Below are 20,917 nucleotides of genomic sequence, written 5' to 3'. Positions count from 1 at the left end.
TTTTGTTCTGAAGGCTTTGTTCGAAATCGTTGTTGCTGTTTTATAAAGGGGAGTTGAGATTTCGGCTGAAGGCAGCCGCTTTCACCCAGGGGACAAGTACAAAAGCCGTTTTTGCGTTCCCTTTAGTCGCAATCGCGGTATCTTCTTTGCCGCAGATCGGGGGTGAGCCTTATCTTAGCTGTTCCTGCTGTTAGGTCACCTATCCTGCTGCTCCCCCAGGATGTTGAATGGGCTTCGAAGAATGCTCACCACATGAATGTAATGCGGAGCAGCCCGGAGGAGCCTTGCATATCCGCTCAATCAACGTGTTTCTCAACAAAAGGAGGTTGCCGCATTGAACACAGCGCTTTTCGGATAACGGTCTTCAGCTTGCAGTGAAATAAATTCAGTTCATCTGCCGCAATTTCCTGATGGGCGCCATACATACGGACAAAAAATGAGGATTAACCAGGAGGTAGTGAAAATGGAGATTAAAATTCCACGCGGAACACAGGATATCTTGCCGGGGGATGTGGAAGCCTGGCAGTTGATCGAAGAAAAAGCAAAAGAGATTTGCCGGCGTTACAATTATCATGAAATCAGAACACCAATTTTCGAACACACTGAGCTTTTTCAGCGCGGCGTCGGCGAAACGACCGATATCGTCCAGAAGGAAATGTATACATTCGAGGACAGGGGCGGCAGGAGTCTCACATTACGTCCGGAAGGTACGGCTTCTACGGTCAGGGCGTATGTCCAGCATAAAATGTTCGGAAATGCAACTCAGCCGGTCAAGCTTTACTATATCGGGCCGATGTTCAGGTATGAGCGTCCCCAATCAGGGCGGATGCGCCAGTTCGTCCAATTCGGAATTGAAGCGATGGGGAGCGATGACCCGGCAGTCGATGCGGAAGTCATTGCGCTGGCAATGGATTTTTACCGGGAACTCGGCTTGAAGCATTTGAAGCTGATGCTAAACAGCCTTGGCGACAGGGAAAGCAGGGAAGCGCATCGGGAAGCCCTCATCAGCCACTTCAAACCGCAGATCGAAGAGTTTTGTTCTGATTGCCAGGTCAGGCTTGAAAAGAATCCGCTCCGGATTTTGGATTGCAAAAAAGACAGGGATCACGAACTGATGGAGAGAGCGCCTTCCATCCTTGAGTATTTGAATGACGAATCAAAAGCCTTTTTTGAGAAGGTGAAACTGTATCTTGATGAAATGGGGATCGGCTATGAAGTGGATCCGAACCTTGTCAGAGGGCTGGATTATTATAACCATACCGCTTTTGAAATCATGAGCGAAGCCGAAGGATTTGGCGCCATCACCACGTTGAGCGGCGGTGGCCGTTATAACGGGCTCATTCATGAAATTGGCGGGCCTGAAACGTCCGGAATCGGGTTTGCCCTCAGCATTGAACGGCTGCTCATGGCGCTTGAAGCGGAAGGAGTCGAACTTCCTGTAGAACCGTCACTGGATTTATATATAGTTGCACTTGGGGATGAAGCGAAAGACCGATCGGCAACGCTGCTGTATGAAGCCAGAAAAGCAGGACTCACAGCAGATAAAGATTATCTCGACAAAAAAGCGAAAGCGCAGTTTAAAGCGGCAAACCGCCTGAATTCGCACCATGTGGCAGTGCTCGGCGAAGATGAATTGCAAAAAGGCGTAATCAATGTGAAAGATATGGAAACAGGTGAACAGGAAGAAGTCGCTCTTGAGGGGCTGATCACTTACTTATTGAACAAAGGGGATGGAAGAGAATGATGAAGCGTACGCATCGTTGCGGTGAGCTTACAGAACAGCAGACAGGTGAAAAAGTGCAGCTGAAGGGCTGGGTGCAGAAACGCCGTGACCTGGGCGGCTTGATTTTCATCGATCTCCGCGACCGTTCCGGCATTGTCCAGGTTGTCTTCAATCCTGACGTTTCACAACAAGCGCTGGAATTGGCGGAAAAAGTCCGTTCTGAATATGTACTTGAAATCGAGGGGACTGTCATCGAACGGGAAGAAGGGACAATAAACCCGAACCTTCCTACAGGAAAAATCGAAGTGAAAGCGCAAAAAATGAATATACTGAATGCTGCCAAAACACCTCCCTTTCAAATTGAGGACGGCACAGAGGTAGCTGAAGATGTCCGTTTGAAGTACCGTTATCTTGATTTGCGGAGGCCGGAAATGATGGGAACGCTGAAACTCCGCCACCGTGTAACAAAGGCAGTGCGTGACTTTCTTGACGGAGAAGGTTTTGTGGATGTGGAAACACCGATTTTAACGAAAAGCACGCCGGAAGGTGCCCGTGACTATCTTGTGCCAAGCAGGGTGCATGAAGGGGAGTTTTACGCACTTCCGCAATCCCCGCAGCTTTTCAAACAGCTGTTGATGGTTTCAGGAGTGGAGCGGTATTACCAGATTGCGCGCTGTTTCCGGGATGAAGACCTCCGAGCCGACAGGCAGCCGGAATTCACCCAGATTGATATTGAAACATCTTTCCTGGAAAGAGACGACCTCCTTGCCATGATGGAAGAAATGATGGCTGAAGTAGTCAGACAGGCAAAGGGTGAAGAAATCAAAGGCCCGTTCCCGCGCATGACATACAATGAAGCAATGGAGCGGTTTGGCTCCGACAAACCCGACACCCGTTTCGGAATGGAATTGATCAACGTGTCAGAGACAGTTAAGGGATCCGGATTCAAAGTGTTCAACAGCACCGTGGAAAGCGGCGGGCAGGTGAAAGCGCTGAATGTGAAAGGGCAGGCCGGCTCCTATTCCCGGAAAGACATTGACGGCCTTACCGAATTTGTCAACCGTTATGGAGCGAAAGGACTCGCCTGGCTGAAAGTGGAGGATGAAGGGCTGAAAGGGCCGATCGCAAAGTTTTTCAGCGAAGAGGAGCAGGACGGCATAAAAGCGGTGACCGGAGCTGAAGCAGGGGACTTGCTTTTGTTTGTCGCTGATAAGAAAAACACCGTAGCGGACAGTCTTGGTGCACTTCGGGTCAAACTGGGCAAAGAACTTGGTTTGATTGATGAATCAGCGCTTAACTTCTTATGGGTCACAGACTGGCCTCTGTACGAGTATGATGAAGACGAAGGACGTTATTTCGCGGCCCACCACCCATTCACGATGCCGGTCAGGGAAGATATCCCGATTCTTGATACCGAGCCTGAAAACGCACGGGCGCAGGCCTATGACCTCGTACTGAATGGATATGAACTTGGAGGCGGATCTCTTCGTATATATGAACGTGACCTTCAGGAAAAAATGTTCCGGACGCTCGGATTCAGCGATGAAGAAGCACGCGAACAGTTCGGTTTTCTGATGGAAGCCTTTGAATATGGCACGCCACCGCATGGCGGCATTGCCCTCGGTCTTGACCGCCTTGTCATGATATTGGCCGGACGGAGCAACCTTCGTGATACCATTGCGTTTCCTAAGACAGCGAGTGCAAGCGATCTGCTGACGGATGCTCCGAATGAAGTCAGCCAGGCCCAGCTTGATGAACTTCATTTGAAAATTAACCCAACTTCTAAGCCTGAACAGGGTTGAAAAGAATGTAGCAGTATGCTATTATTTCATTACACAAAGTCCTGAGGTGTTCGTTATCAGGCCCAACACGTATTGACCGAACATTTACGTATACGGGAGTCCGCCGTTTTCAGACAGCGTACATGCCTCTCTAAAAAGAGGACGTACAAAATCTGGAACAGGACACCCACCTGCCAGGAGCGGGTTCAATACAATGGGTTACATGACGGCACAGTTGGGACTTTACCGTGTAACCAAAAATTTCCCTGAGGGGTCCACCCTCAGGGTTTTTATTTTGCCCGATAACTGAAATGTAAAGAATCTGCCCGGAAAGGAACGTTTTTTCCTTCTAAAAGGGGGGAAGGATAAGTTAAACGGCTACATAGAAATAACGGGAGGGAACGGAATGCTTCATCAGTTTTCACGGAATGAACTGGCTTTCGGTGAGCAAGGCCTCAATAAATTGAAGGGATCCACGGTAGCAGTTCTCGGAATCGGCGGCGTCGGTTCGTTTTCCGCCGAAGCCCTTGCCAGGAGCGGTGTCGGGCGCTTGATCCTGATCGACAAGGATGATATTGATATTACGAATGTCAACCGCCAGATTCACGCTCTTTTATCGACAGTGGGACGCCCGAAAGTGGAAGTAATGGCAGAACGGATCCATGATATCAATCCGGAATGCGATGTCATTGAATTGCAAATGTTTTATACCGACGAAACCTATGAAAAGCTTTTTGAATATGAAATCGACTATATCATTGATGCCTCGGACACGATTTCTTATAAAATCCATTTGATCAAGGAATGCCGGAACCGCAATGTTCCGCTCATTTCTAGCATGGGGGCGGCAAACAAGCTCGATCCGACCCGGTTCAAAATAGCGGACATCAGTGATACGAGTTATGATCCGGTAGCGAAAGTCATTCGCACGAAACTCCGTAAAGACGGCATCAAAAAAGGTGTAACTGTCGTTTATTCGGATGAAAGACCGATAAAGATCCGTGAGGATGTCCGCAAAGAAGTCGCTCCTGAGGACCCTGCCACGAGAAAGGCGGAACACCCCCCATCCTCGAACGCTTTTGTCCCATCTGCCGCAGGCCTTATTATGGCAAGCTATGTCATAAGGGAACTTTTGAAGGAGTTTGAAATCGACCGCGTTGATTAATTGAAAAAGGGAGCCGCTGTTCCGGTGTGAGGCAGCGGCTTTCTTTTTGTTATCAGATGCCTGCTTTTTTTGATGCTGAACGGCGAGCCGGAAATATTGGAGGGAATATCGTTCAGTGCCAGTACTGAGCGGCAAGCTTATGGTACTGGAACCGAAACTTATTCATTGCCTATACTGATGGTTTAGCTGAAACTCAGAGTACTGAATATAATTCAATGCCTATACTGAGGGGGTGGCTGAAAATCAAGGTACTGAACTTTATTCTGCCTATAATGAAACGGCAAGACAATGATGAAGGTGGTGAGTTACCATTCAGTGCCAATAATAAGCGGTCAGCTGAAAATACAGGCACTGAATGCCAATTCAGTGCGGATAACGAAAGGGGCAGCCGGAAATACAGGCACTGAATCTCTATTCAGTGCGGATAACGAAAGGGCAGCCGGAAATACAGGCACTGAATCTCTATTCAGTGCGGATAACGAAAGGGCAGCCGGAAATACAGGCACTGAATCTCTATTCAGTGCGGATAATGAAAGGGTCAGCCGGAAATACAGGCACTGAATCCCAATTCAGTGCCCATAACCAGCGGCAAACCGAAAACACGGCACCCCAAATCTTGTCCTTCCGACAATGAATTCTTATTTCGCCCTCTAAACATCGGTCATCCAACCAAAACCAAAACCAAAACCAAAACCCAGTCCCTATACCTAAACAGAACGAAAAAAATAGACACGGAAACCCTTTTCCCGTGCCTAATCGAAAACCGAACATAAAACCTATATAATCCATACTCATTCTCAATGCTATTTCTCTCGCTTGCCTTCTTTTTCCGACCGCTCTTTAAAGTATTCCAGGCGCTTGCTGATGTTTTTTTCGAACCCTCTTTGCACAGGTTCATAAAATGTTTTATTTTTCAAGTGATCCGGCAAATACTGCTGCGGGACATACCCATCAGGATAGTTATGCGGATATTTATAGCCTTCTCCGTGTCCGAGCCGGGACGACCCTTTATAATGGGCATCCCGCAAATGGGTTGGGACGCTGCTTGCCTTTTCTGTTTCAACAGCTTTGAGGGCACTGTCGATCCCTTTTATGACAGCGTTGCTTTTCGGGGCCGTTGCGAGATACAGAACCGCTTCGGCAAGCGGAATCCTCGCTTCCGGCATTCCGATGAAGTCGACGGCGTAAGCGGCTGCCTGTGCAACCAGCAGGGCGTTTGGATCGGCGAGCCCAACGTCTTCAGCGGCATGGACATAGAGCCGCCTTGCTATGAACCGCGGATCTTCGCCGGCATAAATCATCTTCGCAAGCCAGTACAGGGCGGCATCCGGATCTGATCCCCTGATGCTTTTTATGAATGCGGAAATCGTATCATAATGGTTATCACCATTTTTGTCATAACGGAGGACGCGCTGCTGGATCGACTCTTCCGCTATCGGCAGAGTGATATGGATGACGCCGTCTTTATTTTTATCCGTAGTGACTACGGCGAGCTCCACAGCCGCCAGCGCCGTGCGGGCATCACCATTGGCGATATTCACAATATGATCCATCGCCTCGCTGTCAAACCCGATATCGTACTCGCCAAAACCCCGTTCTTTGTCGGCCAGCGCTTTCTTGATCGCCGCCCTTATATGGTCATCGGTAAGCGGCTCGAATCGGAAAAGCCGCGATCTGGATAACAGCGCAGGGTTGATTTCGAACATCGGGCTCTCGGTAGTTGCCCCGATCAAAATGACCGTCCCGTCTTCAACAAACGGGAGGAGCGCATCCTGCTGCCCCTTGTTGAACCGATGAATTTCATCGATGAACAAAATGGTTTTCCGGCTTTCCATCGTAAGCCGCTCTTTAGCCCGGTCCGTCACTTCCCTTATATCTTTGATTCCTGACGTCACCGCATTTAATTGTTCAAAATAAGCTGCCGTGCTATTTGCGATAATCCGGGCCAGGGTCGTTTTGCCTGTACCGGGAGGACCGAAAAAAATCATCGGCGTCAGCTGGTCTGCCTGCACAGCCCTCCGCAAAAGCTTCCCTTCACCGATGATATGCTCCTGCCCGACAAACTCATCAAGCGTCCGCGGCCGCATGCGGCTGGCAAGCGGTCCCCTGATTTGTGTATCATCGTCTGCATTGAAATCAAATAAATCCATCGAACATACCGTCCTTTCTTTCATCATTTGAAGAATACAACTCGAGAGTCCGGAATGCAAGGATAGGCTATTTTGTGCTATAATAACTGAAGCCTAAAAGAGGATAACATCTATAGCTCTGTCACGCATGCCTCGTTTAACACAGGGCTTTTTTGCAATCATTTTTAAACAATACTAAGGTGAATTGAATTTTTGGGTTGATTTAGTCGGTAGAATGACCGTGTATCAGGGTCAGTCCTGCGTTTGCTGCAATCCAACCGAGACTCCGCGGAGGCAAGAGCTGTCGAGGATCTGGCGGCGCTTTATTTTCAACATTAAGCTTTTAAGAAGCCAACAATATTTAGTAAGATGCCGGGAGGTGGGGGGAAATTGAAAAATAACAGAATGACACCAAAAGAAAAGGTTGTCCGCTGGACGTTTTTTACAGTCGGACTGATCGTGCTTGCCCTTGGCATCTCGATGACAATCCAGGCAAAAAACCTCGGGATCGGGCCGTGGGATGTTTTCCACTATGGCCTGTTTTTGCAGCTCGGCCTGACCATCGGCAGCTGGGCTATTATTTCCGGTCTTGTCATTATCGCTTCTGTGTCGATCGCGCAGCGGTCGATTCCTCAGGCGGGTACGATATTAAATATGCTGCTGATCGGAATTTTTATAGACTTATTCAATTTTATATTGACTGAGCCTGCAACTTTGCCGGGCCAGATTGCGATCTTTATCGCCGGTACGGTCGTTCTGGGCTATGGTATCGGCATTTATGTTTCAGCCGACCTTGGAGCGGGGCCGCGCGACAGCTTGATGCTGGTCGTTTCCGAAAAAACAGGCTGGAATATGTCCTGGGTCCGAAACGGCATGGAAGTCGCTGTGCTGATCCTTGGCTTGATGCTGGGGGGGCCGGTGGGTGCGGGAACAGTATTGATCGCGTTTTTGCTGGGGCCGATTGTCGGCTTTTCACTTCCGCAGTCACGGGAATTGCTGAAATTTGTATTGGAACGGGGGAAGGATGATGAAAATTTCCACGAAGGGGCGGTACGGCCTGACGATTATGATGGCACTCGCCAGAAAGTACGGTGAGGGGCCTGTTTCGCTCAAGACGATAGCGGAACAGCATAACCTGTCTGATCATTACCTGGAACAGCTGGTGCCGCCGCTCCGGAATGCCGGGCTTGTCAAAAGCATCCGCGGGGCATACGGAGGCTATAAGCTGGCTAAAGCACCTGATCAAATCACAGCAGGTGATATTATCCGCATCCTTGAAGGCCCGATCAGCCCGGTTGAGGTCATGGATGATGAAGAACCGGCTAAACGGAATTTATGGATCAAGATCCGTGATGCGGTGAAAGACGTATTGGATAATACGACCCTGGAAGACCTGATCACATACGAAGATGATCAGGAACAGGACGCATATATGTTTTACATTTGATCGGGGAACAGGCGATTGCCCTTTGTTCCTGGAGGCCAGCCCTGTAAAGCTGTGCGGAATTACTGAAGATAAAGCAGGTGATTTAAAAATGGAACGCATTTATCTGGACCATGCCGCCACAACGCCGGTTCATCCTGAAGTGGTGGAAGCGATGCTCCCTTTTTTCACAGAAAGTTTCGGCAATCCATCAAGCATCCACTCTTTTGGCCGTGAAGCAAGAAGGCTGGTTGATAAAGCGAGGCGGACGATGGCATCTGCAATTGGTGCCAAAGAGGATGAGGTTATTTTTACAAGCGGCGGCACGGAGGCGGATAATCTTGGCATTTTAGGAGCAGCGCAAGCAAATTCCCATAAAGGGAATCATATCATTACGACCGCTATCGAGCATCATGCTGTTTTGAATACTTGCAAGGAACTCGAAAAACGGGGATTCAGCGTTACCTATTTGCCTGTTGACACGAATGGGATCGTTTCCCTCCAGGATTTGCAAGAAGCTGTTACGGACAGCACCATTTTAGTTACGGTCATGTACGGGAACAATGAGGTTGGAACGATGCAGCCAATCCGTGAAATCGGTGAGTTTTTAGAGGGGACTGATGTTTTGTTCCATACCGATGCAGTTCAGGCATTCGGGTATGAAGAAATCGATGTCGATCGGCTGAAAGTGGATCTATTATCGGTTTCCGGGCACAAAATAAACGGCCCGAAAGGAATCGGCTTTTTATACAAGCGCACAAAAGCCAGTCTTGCGCCCGCCCTTTTCGGCGGGGAACAGGAAAAGAAACGCCGCGCCGGCACAGAAAATACGACGGCGATCGCCGGTTTCCAGGCTGCAGTGAAACGTTTGGCCTCAAACAAAGAAAACTCGGCCCAAACGTATGGGCAATTCAAAAAGCGGATGACAGATATTTTTACAGAAGAAAATATCAAGTTTGAGATAAACGGCAGCAAACACCAAGTGCTGCCGCATATATTTAATGTTTATTTTCCGGGCATCCCGCTTGAGTCAATGCTGGTGAATCTCGATCTGTCGGGCATAGCTGCATCGAGCGGTTCAGCCTGCACAGCAGGGACCGTCGACCCTTCACATGTGCTGAGCGCCATGTTTGGGAAGGAATCGGAGCAGGCCAAAGCGTCGATCAGGTTCAGCTTCGGTTACGGCAATACGATTGAGCAAATTGATAAAGCTGCCCGGGAAACTGCGAAAATCGTGAAACGGCTTGTAAAATAAGCTACAATAATTGATATATCGGGAGGTGGCAACAATGATGAACAAGCGTCCTGAAGACACCCGTGTCGTTGTCGGCATGTCAGGCGGAGTGGATTCTTCCGTGACTGCCCTCCTTTTGAAGGAACAGGGGTATGAAGTCATCGGCATTTTCATGAAAAATTGGGATGATACCGATGAAAACGGCGTATGTACCGCTACACAGGATTATGATGATGTCATTAAAGTCGCAAATCAAATCGGCATTCCATATTACGCGGTGAACTTTGAAAAACAATACTGGGATAAAGTATTCCAATACTTCCTTGATGAATATAAAGCCGGGCGCACTCCGAACCCGGATGTCATGTGCAATAAGGAGATCAAGTTCAAGGCCTTTTTGGACCACGCCCTCTCACTTGGCGCCGATTATGTGGCTACCGGGCATTACGCACAAGTAGACCACAGCGGCGAAGAAGTGAAGATGCTGAGGGGAGTAGACTCCAATAAGGACCAGACGTACTTTTTGAACCAGCTTTCCCAGGAGCAGCTATCGAGAGTGCTGTTTCCGCTCGGACATCTCGACAAAAAAGAGGTGCGCGCCATTGCCGAAGACAGAGGGCTTGCTACAGCGAAGAAAAAAGACAGCACGGGCATCTGCTTTATCGGCGAACGGAACTTCAAAGAATTCCTGAGTGAGTTCCTGCCTGCCCAGCCGGGAAAAATGCAAACAATCGAAGGCGAAGTGAAAGGCAGGCATGACGGGTTGATGTATTACACGATCGGGCAGCGGCACGGTCTTGGAATCGGCGGTGATGGTGAACCATGGTTTGTCGTCGGGAAAAACCTGTCCGAAAATATTCTGTATGTCGGCCAGGGATTCCATAACGATCTGCTTTATTCCCATGAACTTACAGCTTCGGATGTCAACTGGGTAAGCAGCCGGAAACCGCCAGAAAGCTTCACATGCACTGCCAAATTCCGCTACAGGCAGCCTGACAGGGAAGTGACCGTCTTGCAGGAAGAAGATGGCACGGCAGTTGTCAAGTTCAAAGAACCCCAGCGTGCAATTACACCGGGACAGGCTGTCGTCTTTTATGACGGCGAGGTTTGCCTCGGCGGAGGAACGATCGATGATGTATACAAAGACGGCAAACAGCTGACATATGTGTAAAAGAAGCTGACTCTAAAGGTACCGCTCTTTTCAATTCATCAAGTGGAATTCAGGCTCTCACACATCAGCCTGCCTCCTTGATAAATGGAGCAGCCAGGAGTCGGCTTTTTTCCTATAAAGAAAACAGTTTCAAAAAGCAGGCGTATAAGGTGAAATCGAGCGGGTTTGACGGCCGGTTTTTCAACATTGACTTTAGCCGAGCTTTGCTTTGCATAGAATGGACGCCTTGCAGCCAAGTGCCGCCGATGTTACATAATGGAAAACTCTCAGTTGCAATGTGGAGTGTGATAGGAGATGAGATATTATGGATAAAAATGAATTAGGCATTCACTATATGAAACAAGAGAAGTTCGAGGAGGCAATCAAAGCTTTTAACGAAGCGATTGAAGAACAGCCGGATGAGCCGGTTGCTTATATTAATCTCGGCAATCTGCTTGCAAGTGCCGGAGAACTGACCAGGTCGATTGCTTTCTTCGAAAAAGCAATCGAGCTGGATGAAAACAGTGCCGCCGCCTACTATGGCGCCGGGAACGCATTTTATAATCTGGACCAATTCAAAGACGCCGGGGATATGTATGATAAGGCTCTGGAAAAAGGGCTGTACGAAGCGGATGTTTACTTCATGTCAGGAATGGCTTTTCTCCAGTTAGAGCAAGTGCGGCACGCTTTGCCGCGTTTCCAGCGGGCAGTTGAATTGAATGGTGATGATGCAGAAGCACGTTTCCAATACGGAATGGCGCTCGCCGGCATGGAATCGATTGACGAGGCTGCGGCACAGTTCGAAAAAGTGCTCGAACTGGATGAGTCCCATCCGGATGCATGTTTCAATCTCGGTGTGGCGCGGCTGTATGAAGAAAAACCATATGAAGCGCTGGAGCTCTTCAACAGAGCGCTCAAGATCCAGCCTGATCATTTACTTGCAGCCAACGCGAGGAGCAAAGTGGAAGAAATGCTCAATGATAAAGATGACGGTCGGCCATAAGGATATATGGAAGGGGGAGCGGAGGACGATGAAAGAACAGAAACGAATGGATCTTTTTGATGAGGAGAAAAAATATATAAAAGGTAAACTCATTGTGATGATTTTCCACAATGAGCAGAATCTATACTCCGTTGCCCGTATTCGAATAAAAGAGACAAACGAAAATTATGATGAAAAAGAAGTTGTTGTCACCGGCAATTTCCCCCGGCTCCACGAAGAAGAAATGTATACGTTTTTCGGCAACTTCAAAGAACATCCGAAGTTCGGCTTGCAGTACCATACCGATCATTACCGGAAGGAGCTTCCGCAATCAAAGGAAGGCATCATCCAGTACTTATCAAGTGACCTGTTCAAAGGCATCGGTAAAAAGACGGCTGAAAATATTGTTGAGACACTGGGTGAGACAGCGATTTCCCAAATACTCGAAAACTCAGCGGTCCTGGAGAACGTCCCGCGCCTGCCTGAAGAAAAAGCTGAAACGATTAGCCGTACACTTCAGGAAAACGAAGGGATGGAACAAGTTATGATCGCCCTGTCACAGTATGGATTCGGGCCGCAGCTTTCCATGAAAATATACCAGGCCTATCTTGATGAAACGCTTGAAGTGCTTGAAAGCAACCCTTATAAGCTGATCGAAGATATAGAGGGAATCGGATTTGCCAGAGCAGATGAACTGGGCCGTGCTTTTGGCCTGAAGGGAAATCATCCAGACCGCATTAAGGCCGGTATCCTGTATTTGCTCGATCAGCAATCGATGCAGGAGGGGCACGTCTACTTGAAAAAAGATGCCCTCCTTGCAAGCGCAAGCAGCCTCCTTACGAATGACGAATATGAAAATGAGGCGGTAAGCGAGGGAGAAGTAGCTGCCGAAATTGAAGCATTGTCTTCTATGGAAAAGCTGGTTCTTGAAGACGGCAGAGTTTATCTGCCTTCTTTATTCTTTGCGGAAAAAGGCCTGGTCACGAACATACACCGTATCCTGACCCAATCCGAATTTGCCGATCAGTTTCCTGAAGCGGAATTTCTTAAGGAATTGGGCGAGCTTGAGGAACGGGAAGAAGTGGAATTTGCACCGACACAAAAAGAAGCGATCCAGAAAGCACTTTCTTCCCCGATGATGATTTTGACCGGAGGGCCTGGTACAGGTAAAACGACGGTTACGAAAGGGATTGTCGAAGTTTTTGCCGAATTGCACGGCCTATCGCTCGAACCGAAAGATTATATGAACAAATCAGAGCCTTTTCCGGTATTGCTTGCCGCCCCGACAGGCCGGGCCGCCAAACGGATGAGCGAGGCGACAGGCTTGCCGGCGGTCACCATCCACCGCCTTCTTGGCTGGAACGGAAACGACGGCTTTGATCATGATGAAGAGAACATGATGGAAGGCCGGCTGCTGATCATTGATGAAGTGTCAATGGTCGATGTGTGGCTGGCCAATCAGCTGTTTAAATCGGTGCCGGAAAAAATGCAGGTTATTCTTGTCGGCGATGAAGACCAGCTTCCTTCAGTCGGCCCTGGCCAGGTGCTGAAGGACCTTCTCAAATCAGGGTCTGTACCGACAGTGAAGCTGACAGATATTTACCGCCAGGAGGAAGGATCCTCGATCATCGAGCTTGCACACAGCATCAAAAACGGCACCCTTCCGGAAAACCTGGCTGCTCCTCAGAACGACCGGCGCTTTTTTCCATGCAGGGCAAACCAGGTGCTGGATATTGTGGAACAGATCAGCGCAAATGCAGTCAAGAAGGGATATGCTCCGAGGGATATCCAGGTGCTCGCCCCAATGTATAAAGGACCTGCCGGTATTGAGCGGCTGAATCTCATGCTGCAGAAATTATTCAATCCGAAGAAAGAAACAACAAGGGAAATAACAGTTGGCGACCTTGCATACAGGGTCGGCGATAAAGTGCTGCAATTGGTTAATCAGCCGGAAAAACAGGTGTTCAATGGCGATATCGGCGAAATTGTTGCGATTTTTTACGCAAGGGAGAATACTGAGAAAGAAGATCAGCTTGTCGTATCGTTTGATGGCATCGAAGTCACTTACAGCCGCCAGGACCTGAACCAGCTGACACATGCCTACTGCTGCTCGATTCATAAAGCGCAGGGAAGCGAATTTCCGATTGTCATCATGCCGATCGTCCAGGGATATTACCGTATGTTGAGGCGCAACTTGATTTATACCGGTATCACGAGGAGCAAACAGTTTTTACTCCTGTGTGGTGAACAGTCAGCAATCGAGACGGCTGTCAATCGGACGAATGACAATTTGAGGCAGACAACACTCACAGAAAAGCTGGCTGAGGTGCTCGGACCCGCTTCCATTCAGGAAGACGGAGTGCTGCAGGATGGTTCAATACCCCGTACGGAGGATGACCTTGAACTGGAGCTTGAACCGGATGAGGACATGGAAAATTTAACGCCGTATGACTTTCTCGATTAGCAGCACAATATAAATGTTCGGAAAGGCGGCGTTATCTTTGCGGACATTTCTTGAGGTAAGGGAAGCGGCGGTACACAGTCGCAGCTCCGGCAAAAAAATCGGCACTGTTAAGGATTTGCGCCTGTATAAAGACGGAAGCATCGCCGGACTTGAATGCAGAACCGGACGATTATTCCGGAATGGAGTGCTCATTACGTTTCCGGACATCCAGGTAATCGGTCCCGATACTGTATTTATCAATAGAGAGAACGCTCTGCAAAGAAATGGATACCGGGATGCCCTGAATGTTTCAGAACTGGTCGGGAAACCCGTTCTGACAGAAGGCGGCGAGGAATTGGGATTGCTGGAAAATGTATATTTCCATGAAAATAGGGGGATACTTCTAGGGTATGAAGTGACGAACGGATTTTTTACTGATCTTGCAGAAGGCCGCGATGTGTATTTCACGGATTTCCCGGCAGAGATCGGTGAAGAAGCTCTTATCGTCCGCTTGAATTCTTAATCCTGGGAGGCCCCTGTTATGCAATGTCCAAATTGTAATTGCAAAGATCTGGGTAAAATAGGCGCAAATCAGTATTATTGCTGGAACTGTTTTGTCGAACTGTCGATTGTCAAAGGCCGTTTCTCTTTGCACCAGGTTGAAGAAGACGGAAGTTTGAGCTCGCTTGATGACTTGTTTACTGAAGAACAAACACGACTAGAAATGTAATTTCCTGCAGGTGGTGAGCGGCATGGGCAAAATGATCGGATCAATCGCTGCCATGGGTCTCGGTGCAGCGGCTTATCGCATGATGGCTGAGGACGGACGCGGAAACAGAATGGCAAACATGATGTCATCCCGTCCGGTAAAAAGATTCCGGAAGCGGCTGGCCAGATCCATTTACTGATTTTTTCCGGAACCGCATGCTTGAATGCATGCGGTTCTTTCCGTTTTGTGAAAAGGTTCAGGGCAGAGCAGGAAAAGGTGACGATACAAGTATAAAAGAGACTGTTTTAAGCTAAGGATGCAGCCTGTCTTGTAATAGAATCCCTTCTCTAAGAAAACACTAGGCAGAGGGGGGATCAATTGTGAACAGGGAAACAGCTGTACCTCTTTTATACAGGCTGGCAATCGTCTTGCTGAGCTTTTTATGCCTGTTTATTCTCTGGAAGCTCTCACCGGTGTGGAAGCCGCTTCTCACCGTTTTCAGCAGTGTGCTGCTGCCTTTTTTCATTGCGGCTTTCATCGCCTATTTGCTTCATCCATTCATTGAAAGAATCCACGGGCTGGGAGTGCCGCGCAGTCTTGCCGTCCTGTTTATCTATCTGCTGTTTTTTGGCGGCATCGGCTGGGCGGTGTATAACGGGTTCCCGGTTATTCTGCGGCAGCTGAGGGAGCTGGCTGAAAAACTCCCGGATCTCATCAATGTATACAGGGAGTGGATCCGGCTGTTTTACGAGAGTACTGCCGACCTTCCTGAAGGGGTGCATGACCGGTTTGAGCAGCTGCTGGCTGCCATCGAGGAAAATATAAGCAGCACAATTGAAGGCGTCCTCTTATCGCTCAGGAGCATCGTGAATAATTTAATCCTCATCGCTCTCATCCCGTTTATCGCGTTTTATTTTTTGAAGGATTATAAAAAAATCAACCGGGCGGCATGGTATATCACGCCGCGCCGCTGGCGGCCCCCGCTAATCAAATTTTTGCGCGATGCCGATAAAACACTCGGAAATTATATTCGCGGCCAGCTGCTCGTTTGCCTTTTCATCGGTGTTTTCGCATTTGCCGGGCTTTGGGCGGCCGGAATGCCTTACCCGCTTTTGCTCGCTTTCATTATCGGCATCACCAATATCATTCCATATTTCGGGCCTGTCATCGGAGCGCTGCCGGCTGTGATCATTGCCCTCACCATTTCAGTCAAAATGGTTATCATCGTGATCGTGATCATTTTCATCTTGCAGATGCTGGAGGGCAATCTCCTGTCTCCGCTCATTGTGGGAAAAACATTGCACATTCATCCGGCTGCAATCATGTTTGCGCTCCTGCTGGGCGAGCAAATCGCCGGAATCACCGGGTTGATTCTTGCTGTCCCGGCTTTTGCCGTTTTGAAAACAGCTGTTCTGCACGTTCACGGGCACTTTGCGGCAAAAAGGCGAAATGAAAACGGAATGACTTGAACATTGACAAATAACGGCCGGCATGTCTATAATATCGGCATAAATAAGTGATAGTGTGAAACTGATGACGGATCGAGTATGCCGCAGCCCATCAAACAGAGAAGGATTCCCTGGCTGGAAGAATCCCTGATGAAGAGCGGCAGAACGCTAATCCCGAGCGCAGGCCAAAACCTGCCGTGCTGCCGCGTTAAGGCTGATTGAGGTGATGGGTGCACTGCACCCGTAATCAGGGTGGTACCGCGAGCGAACTCTCGTCCCTGCAAGGGATTGAGGGTTTTTTGTATGCGCAAAATTACATAAAAATTTTTGGAGGGTGAAAAATGAAACCATTCAGTTCAGCTGAAATCCGCCAGATGTTCCTGGATTTCTTCAAAGAAAAAGGCCACGCTGTCGAACCGAGCCGCTCGCTTGTCCCGCAGGATGATGCTTCCCTGCTCTGGATCAACAGCGGAGTTGCCACATTGAAAAAATATTTTGACGGACGGGTCGTGCCTGAAAACCCAAGGATTTGCAATGCGCAGAAGTCAATCAGGACAAATGATATTGAAAATGTCGGAAAGACGGCCCGCCACCATACATTTTTTGAAATGCTCGGCAATTTTTCAATCGGCGACTATTTCAAGAAAGAAGCAATCGAATGGGCTTGGGAATTTTTGACTGATGAAAAGTGGATGGCTTTCGATACTGAGAAACTTTCCGTTACGATCCACCCGGAAGACGATGAAGCATTCAGGCTCTGGCATGAAGAAGTGGGATTGCCGGAAAATCGGATTATCCGCCTGGAGGAAAATTTCTGGGATATCGGTGAAGGCCCCAGCGGACCGAATACGGAAATCTTTTATGACCGCGGTGAAAAATACGGAAACGATCCAGATGACCCGGAATTGTTCCCTGGCGGTGAAAATGAAAGATACCTTGAAATCTGGAACCTGGTGTTCTCGCAATTCAACCATAACCCGGACGGTTCTTATACGCCGCTGCCGAAAAAGAATATCGATACCGGCATGGGACTTGAACGGATGGCATCTGTCACCCAGGATGTCCCAACCAACTTTGACACAGACTTGTTCTTGCCTATCATCCAAGCCGCTGAAAAAATATCGGGACACGGATATGGCAGAGATACTGAAAAGGATGTTGCGTTTAAAGTCATCGCCGATCACATCAGGACGGTCACATTCGCCATTTCCGACGGTGCGCTCCCTTCCAATGAAGGACGGGGCTATGTGTTGCGGCGCCTGCTCCGCAGAGCTGTCCGCTACTCGATGAAAATCGACATCAACCGTCCGTTCATGTATGAACTTGTGCCGGTTGTGGGCACTATCATGAATGACTTTTATCCGGAAGTGAAAAATAAAGAGGAATTCATCCAGAAGGTCATCAAAAATGAAGAAGAGCGTTTTCATGAAACGTTGCACGACGGGCTTGCCATTTTGGAGCAGTTCATCGAGAAGGCGAAAAACGGCGGCAATGATTCACTGTCAGGGGAAGATGCATTCAAGCTTTATGATACGTACGGATTCCCTTATGATTTGACGGAGGAATATGCCCATGAAGCAGGCCTGTCCATTGATGAGGAAGGCTTCAATAAAGAAATGGAGAAACAGCGTGAACGCGCACGGGCGGCCCGGCAGGATACAGGTTCCATGCAAATCCAGGGCGGTGTGCTTGGCGACATTCATGCCGAGAGTGAATTCATCGGTTATGATAAGCTCAAAGCCGAAGCCGAAGTGAATGTCGTCCTTCAAAACAAGGAATATGTGAGTGAACTTGCTGAAGGAGAAGAAGGCCACATCATGCTCGACAGGACACCGTTCTATGCGGAAAGCGGCGGGCAGATCGCAGACCACGGTTTTATTTCCAATGACAATGTCAAATGTTTTGTGAAAGATGTGCAAAAGGCGCCGAACGGCCAAAATCTCCATCATATCGAAGTCCGGCAGGGCGTATTGAAAACCGGCATGAATGTAACGGCGGAAGTGGATTCGGCCAGTCGGGCGAAGATCACCAGGAACCATACGGCAACCCATCTGCTCCATCAAGCACTTAAAGATGTGCTCGGTGATCATGTCAATCAGGCCGGATCCCTTGTGGCACCTGACCGTCTTCGTTTTGACTTCAGCCATTTCGGGCAGATTTCGGCTGAAGAACTTGATAAAATCGAAGAAATCGTCAATGACAAAGTGTGGAATAATATCGCTGTTGAAGTCATGAATAAGCCGATTGAAGAAGCGAAGGCAATGGGTGCAATGGCGCTGTTCGGTGAAAAATACGGAAATGTTGTGCGAGTTGTAAGGGTTGGCGATTACAGTCTTGAGCTATGCGGCGGCTGCCATGTTATGAATACAGGAAATATCGGCCTTTTCAAAATCGCTTCTGAATCTGGAATCGGTGCTGGAACAAGGCGGATTGAGGCCGTAACAGGTGAAGCGGCATACAGGCTCATGAACAGCCAGGTAGACGTGCTGAAAGAGGCGGCAGGACTGTTGAAGACAAGGCCGGAAGAAGTGCCGGCACGGGTAAAGGTGCTGCAGGCTGAAGCCAGGCAGCTTGCACGTGAAAATGAGTCCCTGTCCACAAGGATCGGCAACATGGAAGCGAAAAACCTGACTGCGGAAGTGAAAGAGGTCAACGGTGTTCACTTGCTGGCGAAAAAAGTGAATGTCCAGGACATGAACAATCTCAGGAACATGGTCGATGAATTGAAAACGAAGTTGGGGTCTGCAGTTGTGATTCTCGGCACGTCAAATGACGGGAAAGTTAATCTTTCGGCAGGTGTTACGAAGGACCTTGTAGAAAAAGGTTATCATGCGGGGAAACTCGTCAAAGAAGTGGCATCCCGCTGCGGCGGCGGAGGAGGAGGCCGCCCGGATATGGCACAGGCCGGCGGAAAGAATCCGGAAAAACTGGAAGAAGCGCTCGCATATGCGGAAGAATGGATGAAAACCATTTCCTAATAGCCGCTCGTTCGTGTACAATGGAGAAAAACTCCATTGTACACTTGTTTTACCAATCGTACGTGAATCTTTACGGAGTTTGAAAGCGAGGTGCAGCACTCATGAGTTCAATGGACAAAACAATGAAGTTTAATTTTCACGAAGAACCCCAGGAGCATAACGTCAAAGAAGTGATGTTCACCGTTTACGCAGCCTTGCAGGAAAAAGGCTATAACCCGATCAACCAGATCGTAGGATATTTGCTGTCAGGTGATCCCGCATACATCCCGCGCCATAAAGATGCGCGTAATATCATTCGAAAACTGGAACGGGACGAGCTGATTGAAGAACTCGTCAAATCTTATTTGAAACAGCATAAAGAGGGCTGATATGCGCATAATGGGATTAGATGTCGGCACCAAAACAATCGGCGTTGCCGTCAGCGATGAGATGGGCTGGACAGCACAGGGGATTGAAACCGTAAAGGTCAGCACCGACCAAAACATTACCGGCATAAAACGCATCAAAGAGCTGGTTGAAAAGTATGAGGTCGATAAGATAGTCGTCGGCCTCCCGAAAAACATGAACGGCACAATCGGCCCTAGAGGTGAAGCCTGCATCGAGTATGCCGATTATCTTAAACGCAAGCTTTCCCTGCCTGTTGAAATGTGGGATGAACGATTGACAACCATGCAGGCAGAGCGGGTGTTGATTTCAGCTGATGTGAAACGGAACAAACGAAAAAAAGTTGTGGACAAGATGGCAGCCGTCATGATTCTACAGGGCTATCTTGACAGTAAATCTTAAAAAGAGGTGTTACATTTGGCAATCGAAGACAAAGAAAGAATTATCATTCCGGATGAAAACGGACAGGAGCATCTTTTTGAAGTGGTATTCACATTTGATGTGGAGAACACCGGCAAATCTTATGTCGTTGTTTCCCCTATGGGCGGGGACGAACAAAACCAGGATGAAGAAGATGAAATGGAAGTGTTCGCTTTCCGTTACGAGGAAAAAGAAGAAGATGATGACGATCTAGCCCTTTACCAGATCGAAACCGATGAGGAATGGGACATTGTTGAGGAAATGATCAACACTGTTTCGGCAGAATTGGAAGAAGAAGGGGAATAACAGTACGCTCCATGAGAATCCGGGTAAGGTGCCCGGGTTCTTTTTTAAATAGGCTATGTTAAAGTTCAATGTTGTTATTCAGCAGTAAAAGTATAACTCCCATAAATCGGAATTTTAATTTTATATTTTTGGCTTATCAAACTAACGCACCCTCGATGGAAAAAAATGAAAAAATGATAGCAGGTTATTCTGGAGATTGCCCGTTCCTTTCCGCTGCAATCCATTAGTTGTAAAACAATAAGTTTGCAAAAACTAATGAACATCTTTGATATAATGCTTAACGCCACAATGGACATCTAAGGAAAATTGATCAGCACCTTATCAAATAAGACATTATCATTCAAAATAGATACACTAGACTTGGATAGAAGGATTGAATTAAACGATTTAAAATACATATAAATGATTCCAAAAACATTAAAAACGCACAGATAACCGATTTGAACTGCCCCTCTCTAGTCTGTTCAATATGTGGTTTGTATAAAAAAAGCATCCTTTAAGGTTTTATAGAATTTTATGTTCAATAAAATAAGGAAAGTGAGCCCCTGACTTTAAGAATTACAATGATTTGGAAAATTTATGGTAAAATTAAAGTGGAATATTTATTTCGTCTTTTTATTAAAGGCTCTGTTAAACGTTAGT

General features: G+C 48.1%; 19 protein-coding genes, 1 other RNA gene and 1 other annotated feature. Of the genes, 19 read left to right on the top strand and 1 reads right to left on the bottom strand.

The annotated features are described in order from the left end of the window. Positions 1-463: 463 nt before the first annotated feature. The 5 genes from hisS to A4U59_RS11060 all read left to right on the top strand — a co-directional run bounded on the left by hisS (position 464) and on the right by A4U59_RS11060 (position 5,230). Complete coding sequence (gene hisS, locus A4U59_RS11080) at positions 464-1,744, top strand: histidine--tRNA ligase (RefSeq protein ID WP_066173553.1); 1,281 nt, start codon at positions 464-466, stop codon at positions 1,742-1,744. Further along, on the top strand, positions 1,741-3,525 hold the full coding sequence (aspS, locus tag A4U59_RS11075; protein WP_066173549.1) for an aspartate--tRNA ligase: 1,785 nt from the start codon (positions 1,741-1,743) through the stop codon (positions 3,523-3,525). The genes hisS and aspS overlap by 4 nt, the downstream gene beginning before the upstream one ends. Before the next feature lie 35 nt (positions 3,526-3,560). Next, a non-coding RNA gene (gene ssrS / locus A4U59_RS11070) (6S RNA) lies at positions 3,561-3,750 on the top strand. Positions 3,751-3,910: 160 nt separating this feature from the next. Beyond that, entirely contained in the window at positions 3,911-4,669 is a 759-nt protein-coding gene (locus A4U59_RS11065; RefSeq protein ID WP_066173546.1) for a tRNA threonylcarbamoyladenosine dehydratase, read from the top strand. Positions 4,670-4,957: 288 nt separating this feature from the next. Continuing rightward, positions 4,958-5,230 carry a hypothetical protein gene (locus tag A4U59_RS11060; protein ID WP_169823949.1) on the top strand — a complete coding sequence of 91 codons (273 nt, stop codon included), beginning with the start codon at positions 4,958-4,960 and terminating at the stop codon, positions 5,228-5,230. A gap of 242 nt (positions 5,231-5,472) precedes the next feature. Here the strand turns inward: A4U59_RS11060 and A4U59_RS11055 are convergent, their stop codons facing one another. Continuing rightward, the gene (locus A4U59_RS11055; RefSeq protein WP_066173542.1) at positions 5,473-6,819 is read right to left on the bottom strand and encodes an AAA family ATPase; all 1,347 of its coding nucleotides are present in this window, start codon (positions 6,817-6,819) and stop codon (positions 5,473-5,475) included. 384 nt (positions 6,820-7,203) lie between these two features. On the opposite strand from A4U59_RS11055, the gene A4U59_RS11050 reads away from it, so the two are divergent. The 14 genes from A4U59_RS11050 to A4U59_RS10990 all read left to right on the top strand — a co-directional run bounded on the left by A4U59_RS11050 (position 7,204) and on the right by A4U59_RS10990 (position 20,275). Beyond that, positions 7,204-7,893 carry a YczE/YyaS/YitT family protein gene (locus A4U59_RS11050; protein ID WP_066173567.1) on the top strand — a complete coding sequence of 230 codons (690 nt, stop codon included), beginning with the start codon at positions 7,204-7,206 and terminating at the stop codon, positions 7,891-7,893. Continuing rightward, positions 7,826-8,245 carry a cysteine metabolism transcriptional regulator CymR gene (cymR, locus tag A4U59_RS11045; RefSeq protein WP_066173540.1) on the top strand — a complete coding sequence of 140 codons (420 nt, stop codon included), beginning with the start codon at positions 7,826-7,828 and terminating at the stop codon, positions 8,243-8,245. The genes A4U59_RS11050 and cymR overlap by 68 nt, the downstream gene beginning before the upstream one ends. 88 nt (positions 8,246-8,333) lie before the next feature. Beyond that, positions 8,334-9,476, top strand: a complete 1,143-nt coding sequence (locus A4U59_RS11040; RefSeq protein WP_066173563.1) for a cysteine desulfurase family protein — start codon at positions 8,334-8,336, stop codon at positions 9,474-9,476. 37 nt (positions 9,477-9,513) lie between these two features. Then, positions 9,514-10,626 carry a tRNA 2-thiouridine(34) synthase MnmA gene (gene mnmA, locus A4U59_RS11035; RefSeq protein WP_066173560.1) on the top strand — a complete coding sequence of 371 codons (1,113 nt, stop codon included), beginning with the start codon at positions 9,514-9,516 and terminating at the stop codon, positions 10,624-10,626. A 304-nt stretch (positions 10,627-10,930) separates the two neighbouring features. Next, positions 10,931-11,608, top strand: coding sequence for a tetratricopeptide repeat protein (locus A4U59_RS11030; protein ID WP_066173537.1), 678 nt, complete (start codon positions 10,931-10,933; stop codon positions 11,606-11,608). A 28-nt stretch (positions 11,609-11,636) separates the two neighbouring features. Continuing rightward, positions 11,637-14,051: an SF1B family DNA helicase RecD2 gene (gene recD2 / locus A4U59_RS11025; RefSeq protein WP_066173558.1), complete on the top strand. Its 2,415-nt coding sequence runs from the start codon at positions 11,637-11,639 to the stop codon at positions 14,049-14,051. 37 nt (positions 14,052-14,088) lie between these two features. Continuing rightward, positions 14,089-14,553: a PRC-barrel domain-containing protein gene (locus A4U59_RS11020; protein ID WP_245680538.1), complete on the top strand. Its 465-nt coding sequence runs from the start codon at positions 14,089-14,091 to the stop codon at positions 14,551-14,553. Positions 14,554-14,571: 18 nt separating this feature from the next. Further along, a complete protein-coding gene (locus A4U59_RS11015; RefSeq protein ID WP_066173531.1) occupies positions 14,572-14,760 on the top strand; it encodes a hypothetical protein in 189 nt (62 codons plus the stop codon). A 22-nt stretch (positions 14,761-14,782) separates the two neighbouring features. Next, a complete protein-coding gene (locus A4U59_RS20875) occupies positions 14,783-14,938 on the top strand; it encodes a DUF3918 family protein (RefSeq protein WP_083270801.1) in 156 nt (51 codons plus the stop codon). 181 nt (positions 14,939-15,119) lie between these two features. Then, on the top strand, positions 15,120-16,208 hold the full coding sequence (locus tag A4U59_RS11010; protein WP_066173528.1) for an AI-2E family transporter: 1,089 nt from the start codon (positions 15,120-15,122) through the stop codon (positions 16,206-16,208). A 55-nt stretch (positions 16,209-16,263) separates the two neighbouring features. Next, positions 16,264-16,470: a binding site (T-box leader), on the top strand. Between the two features lie 58 nt (positions 16,471-16,528). Next, positions 16,529-19,165 (top strand): alanine--tRNA ligase, encoded by a 2,637-nt coding sequence (alaS, locus tag A4U59_RS11005; protein WP_066173526.1) that lies wholly within the window; start codon positions 16,529-16,531, stop codon positions 19,163-19,165. A 101-nt stretch (positions 19,166-19,266) separates the two neighbouring features. Next, complete coding sequence (locus A4U59_RS11000; protein WP_066173523.1) at positions 19,267-19,533, top strand: IreB family regulatory phosphoprotein; 267 nt, start codon at positions 19,267-19,269, stop codon at positions 19,531-19,533. Between the two features lies 1 nt (position 19,534). Then, positions 19,535-19,951, top strand: coding sequence for a Holliday junction resolvase RuvX (gene ruvX / locus A4U59_RS10995; RefSeq protein WP_066173518.1), 417 nt, complete (start codon positions 19,535-19,537; stop codon positions 19,949-19,951). A 15-nt stretch (positions 19,952-19,966) separates the two neighbouring features. After that, positions 19,967-20,275: a DUF1292 domain-containing protein gene (locus A4U59_RS10990; RefSeq protein ID WP_066173516.1), complete on the top strand. Its 309-nt coding sequence runs from the start codon at positions 19,967-19,969 to the stop codon at positions 20,273-20,275. Positions 20,276-20,917: the final 642 nt, after the last annotated feature.

This window comes from Bacillus marinisedimentorum (assembly GCF_001644195.2).
Lineage (GTDB): Bacteria > Bacillota > Bacilli > Bacillales > Bacillaceae_O > Bacillus_BL > Bacillus_BL marinisedimentorum.
Note: the sequence above shows the minus strand (reverse complement) of the source record. Positions and strands in the feature narration are given on the sequence as shown.

Coding starts and splice junctions, on each gene's coding strand:
- hisS (WP_066173553.1), top strand. CDS start 464: ATGGAGATTAAAATTCCACGCGGAACACAGGATATCTTGCCGGGGGAT.
- aspS (WP_066173549.1), top strand. CDS start 1,741: ATGATGAAGCGTACGCATCGTTGCGGTGAGCTTACAGAACAGCAGACA.
- A4U59_RS11065 (WP_066173546.1), top strand. CDS start 3,911: ATGCTTCATCAGTTTTCACGGAATGAACTGGCTTTCGGTGAGCAAGGC.
- A4U59_RS11060 (WP_169823949.1), top strand. CDS start 4,958: ATGATGAAGGTGGTGAGTTACCATTCAGTGCCAATAATAAGCGGTCAG.
- A4U59_RS11055 (WP_066173542.1), bottom strand. CDS start 6,819: ATGGATTTATTTGATTTCAATGCAGACGATGATACACAAATCAGGGGA.
- A4U59_RS11050 (WP_066173567.1), top strand. CDS start 7,204: ATGACACCAAAAGAAAAGGTTGTCCGCTGGACGTTTTTTACAGTCGGA.
- cymR (WP_066173540.1), top strand. CDS start 7,826: ATGAAAATTTCCACGAAGGGGCGGTACGGCCTGACGATTATGATGGCA.
- A4U59_RS11040 (WP_066173563.1), top strand. CDS start 8,334: ATGGAACGCATTTATCTGGACCATGCCGCCACAACGCCGGTTCATCCT.
- mnmA (WP_066173560.1), top strand. CDS start 9,514: ATGAACAAGCGTCCTGAAGACACCCGTGTCGTTGTCGGCATGTCAGGC.
- A4U59_RS11030 (WP_066173537.1), top strand. CDS start 10,931: ATGGATAAAAATGAATTAGGCATTCACTATATGAAACAAGAGAAGTTC.
- recD2 (WP_066173558.1), top strand. CDS start 11,637: ATGAAAGAACAGAAACGAATGGATCTTTTTGATGAGGAGAAAAAATAT.
- A4U59_RS11015 (WP_066173531.1), top strand. CDS start 14,572: ATGCAATGTCCAAATTGTAATTGCAAAGATCTGGGTAAAATAGGCGCA.
- A4U59_RS20875 (WP_083270801.1), top strand. CDS start 14,783: ATGGGCAAAATGATCGGATCAATCGCTGCCATGGGTCTCGGTGCAGCG.
- alaS (WP_066173526.1), top strand. CDS start 16,529: ATGAAACCATTCAGTTCAGCTGAAATCCGCCAGATGTTCCTGGATTTC.
- A4U59_RS11000 (WP_066173523.1), top strand. CDS start 19,267: ATGAGTTCAATGGACAAAACAATGAAGTTTAATTTTCACGAAGAACCC.
- ruvX (WP_066173518.1), top strand. CDS start 19,535: ATGCGCATAATGGGATTAGATGTCGGCACCAAAACAATCGGCGTTGCC.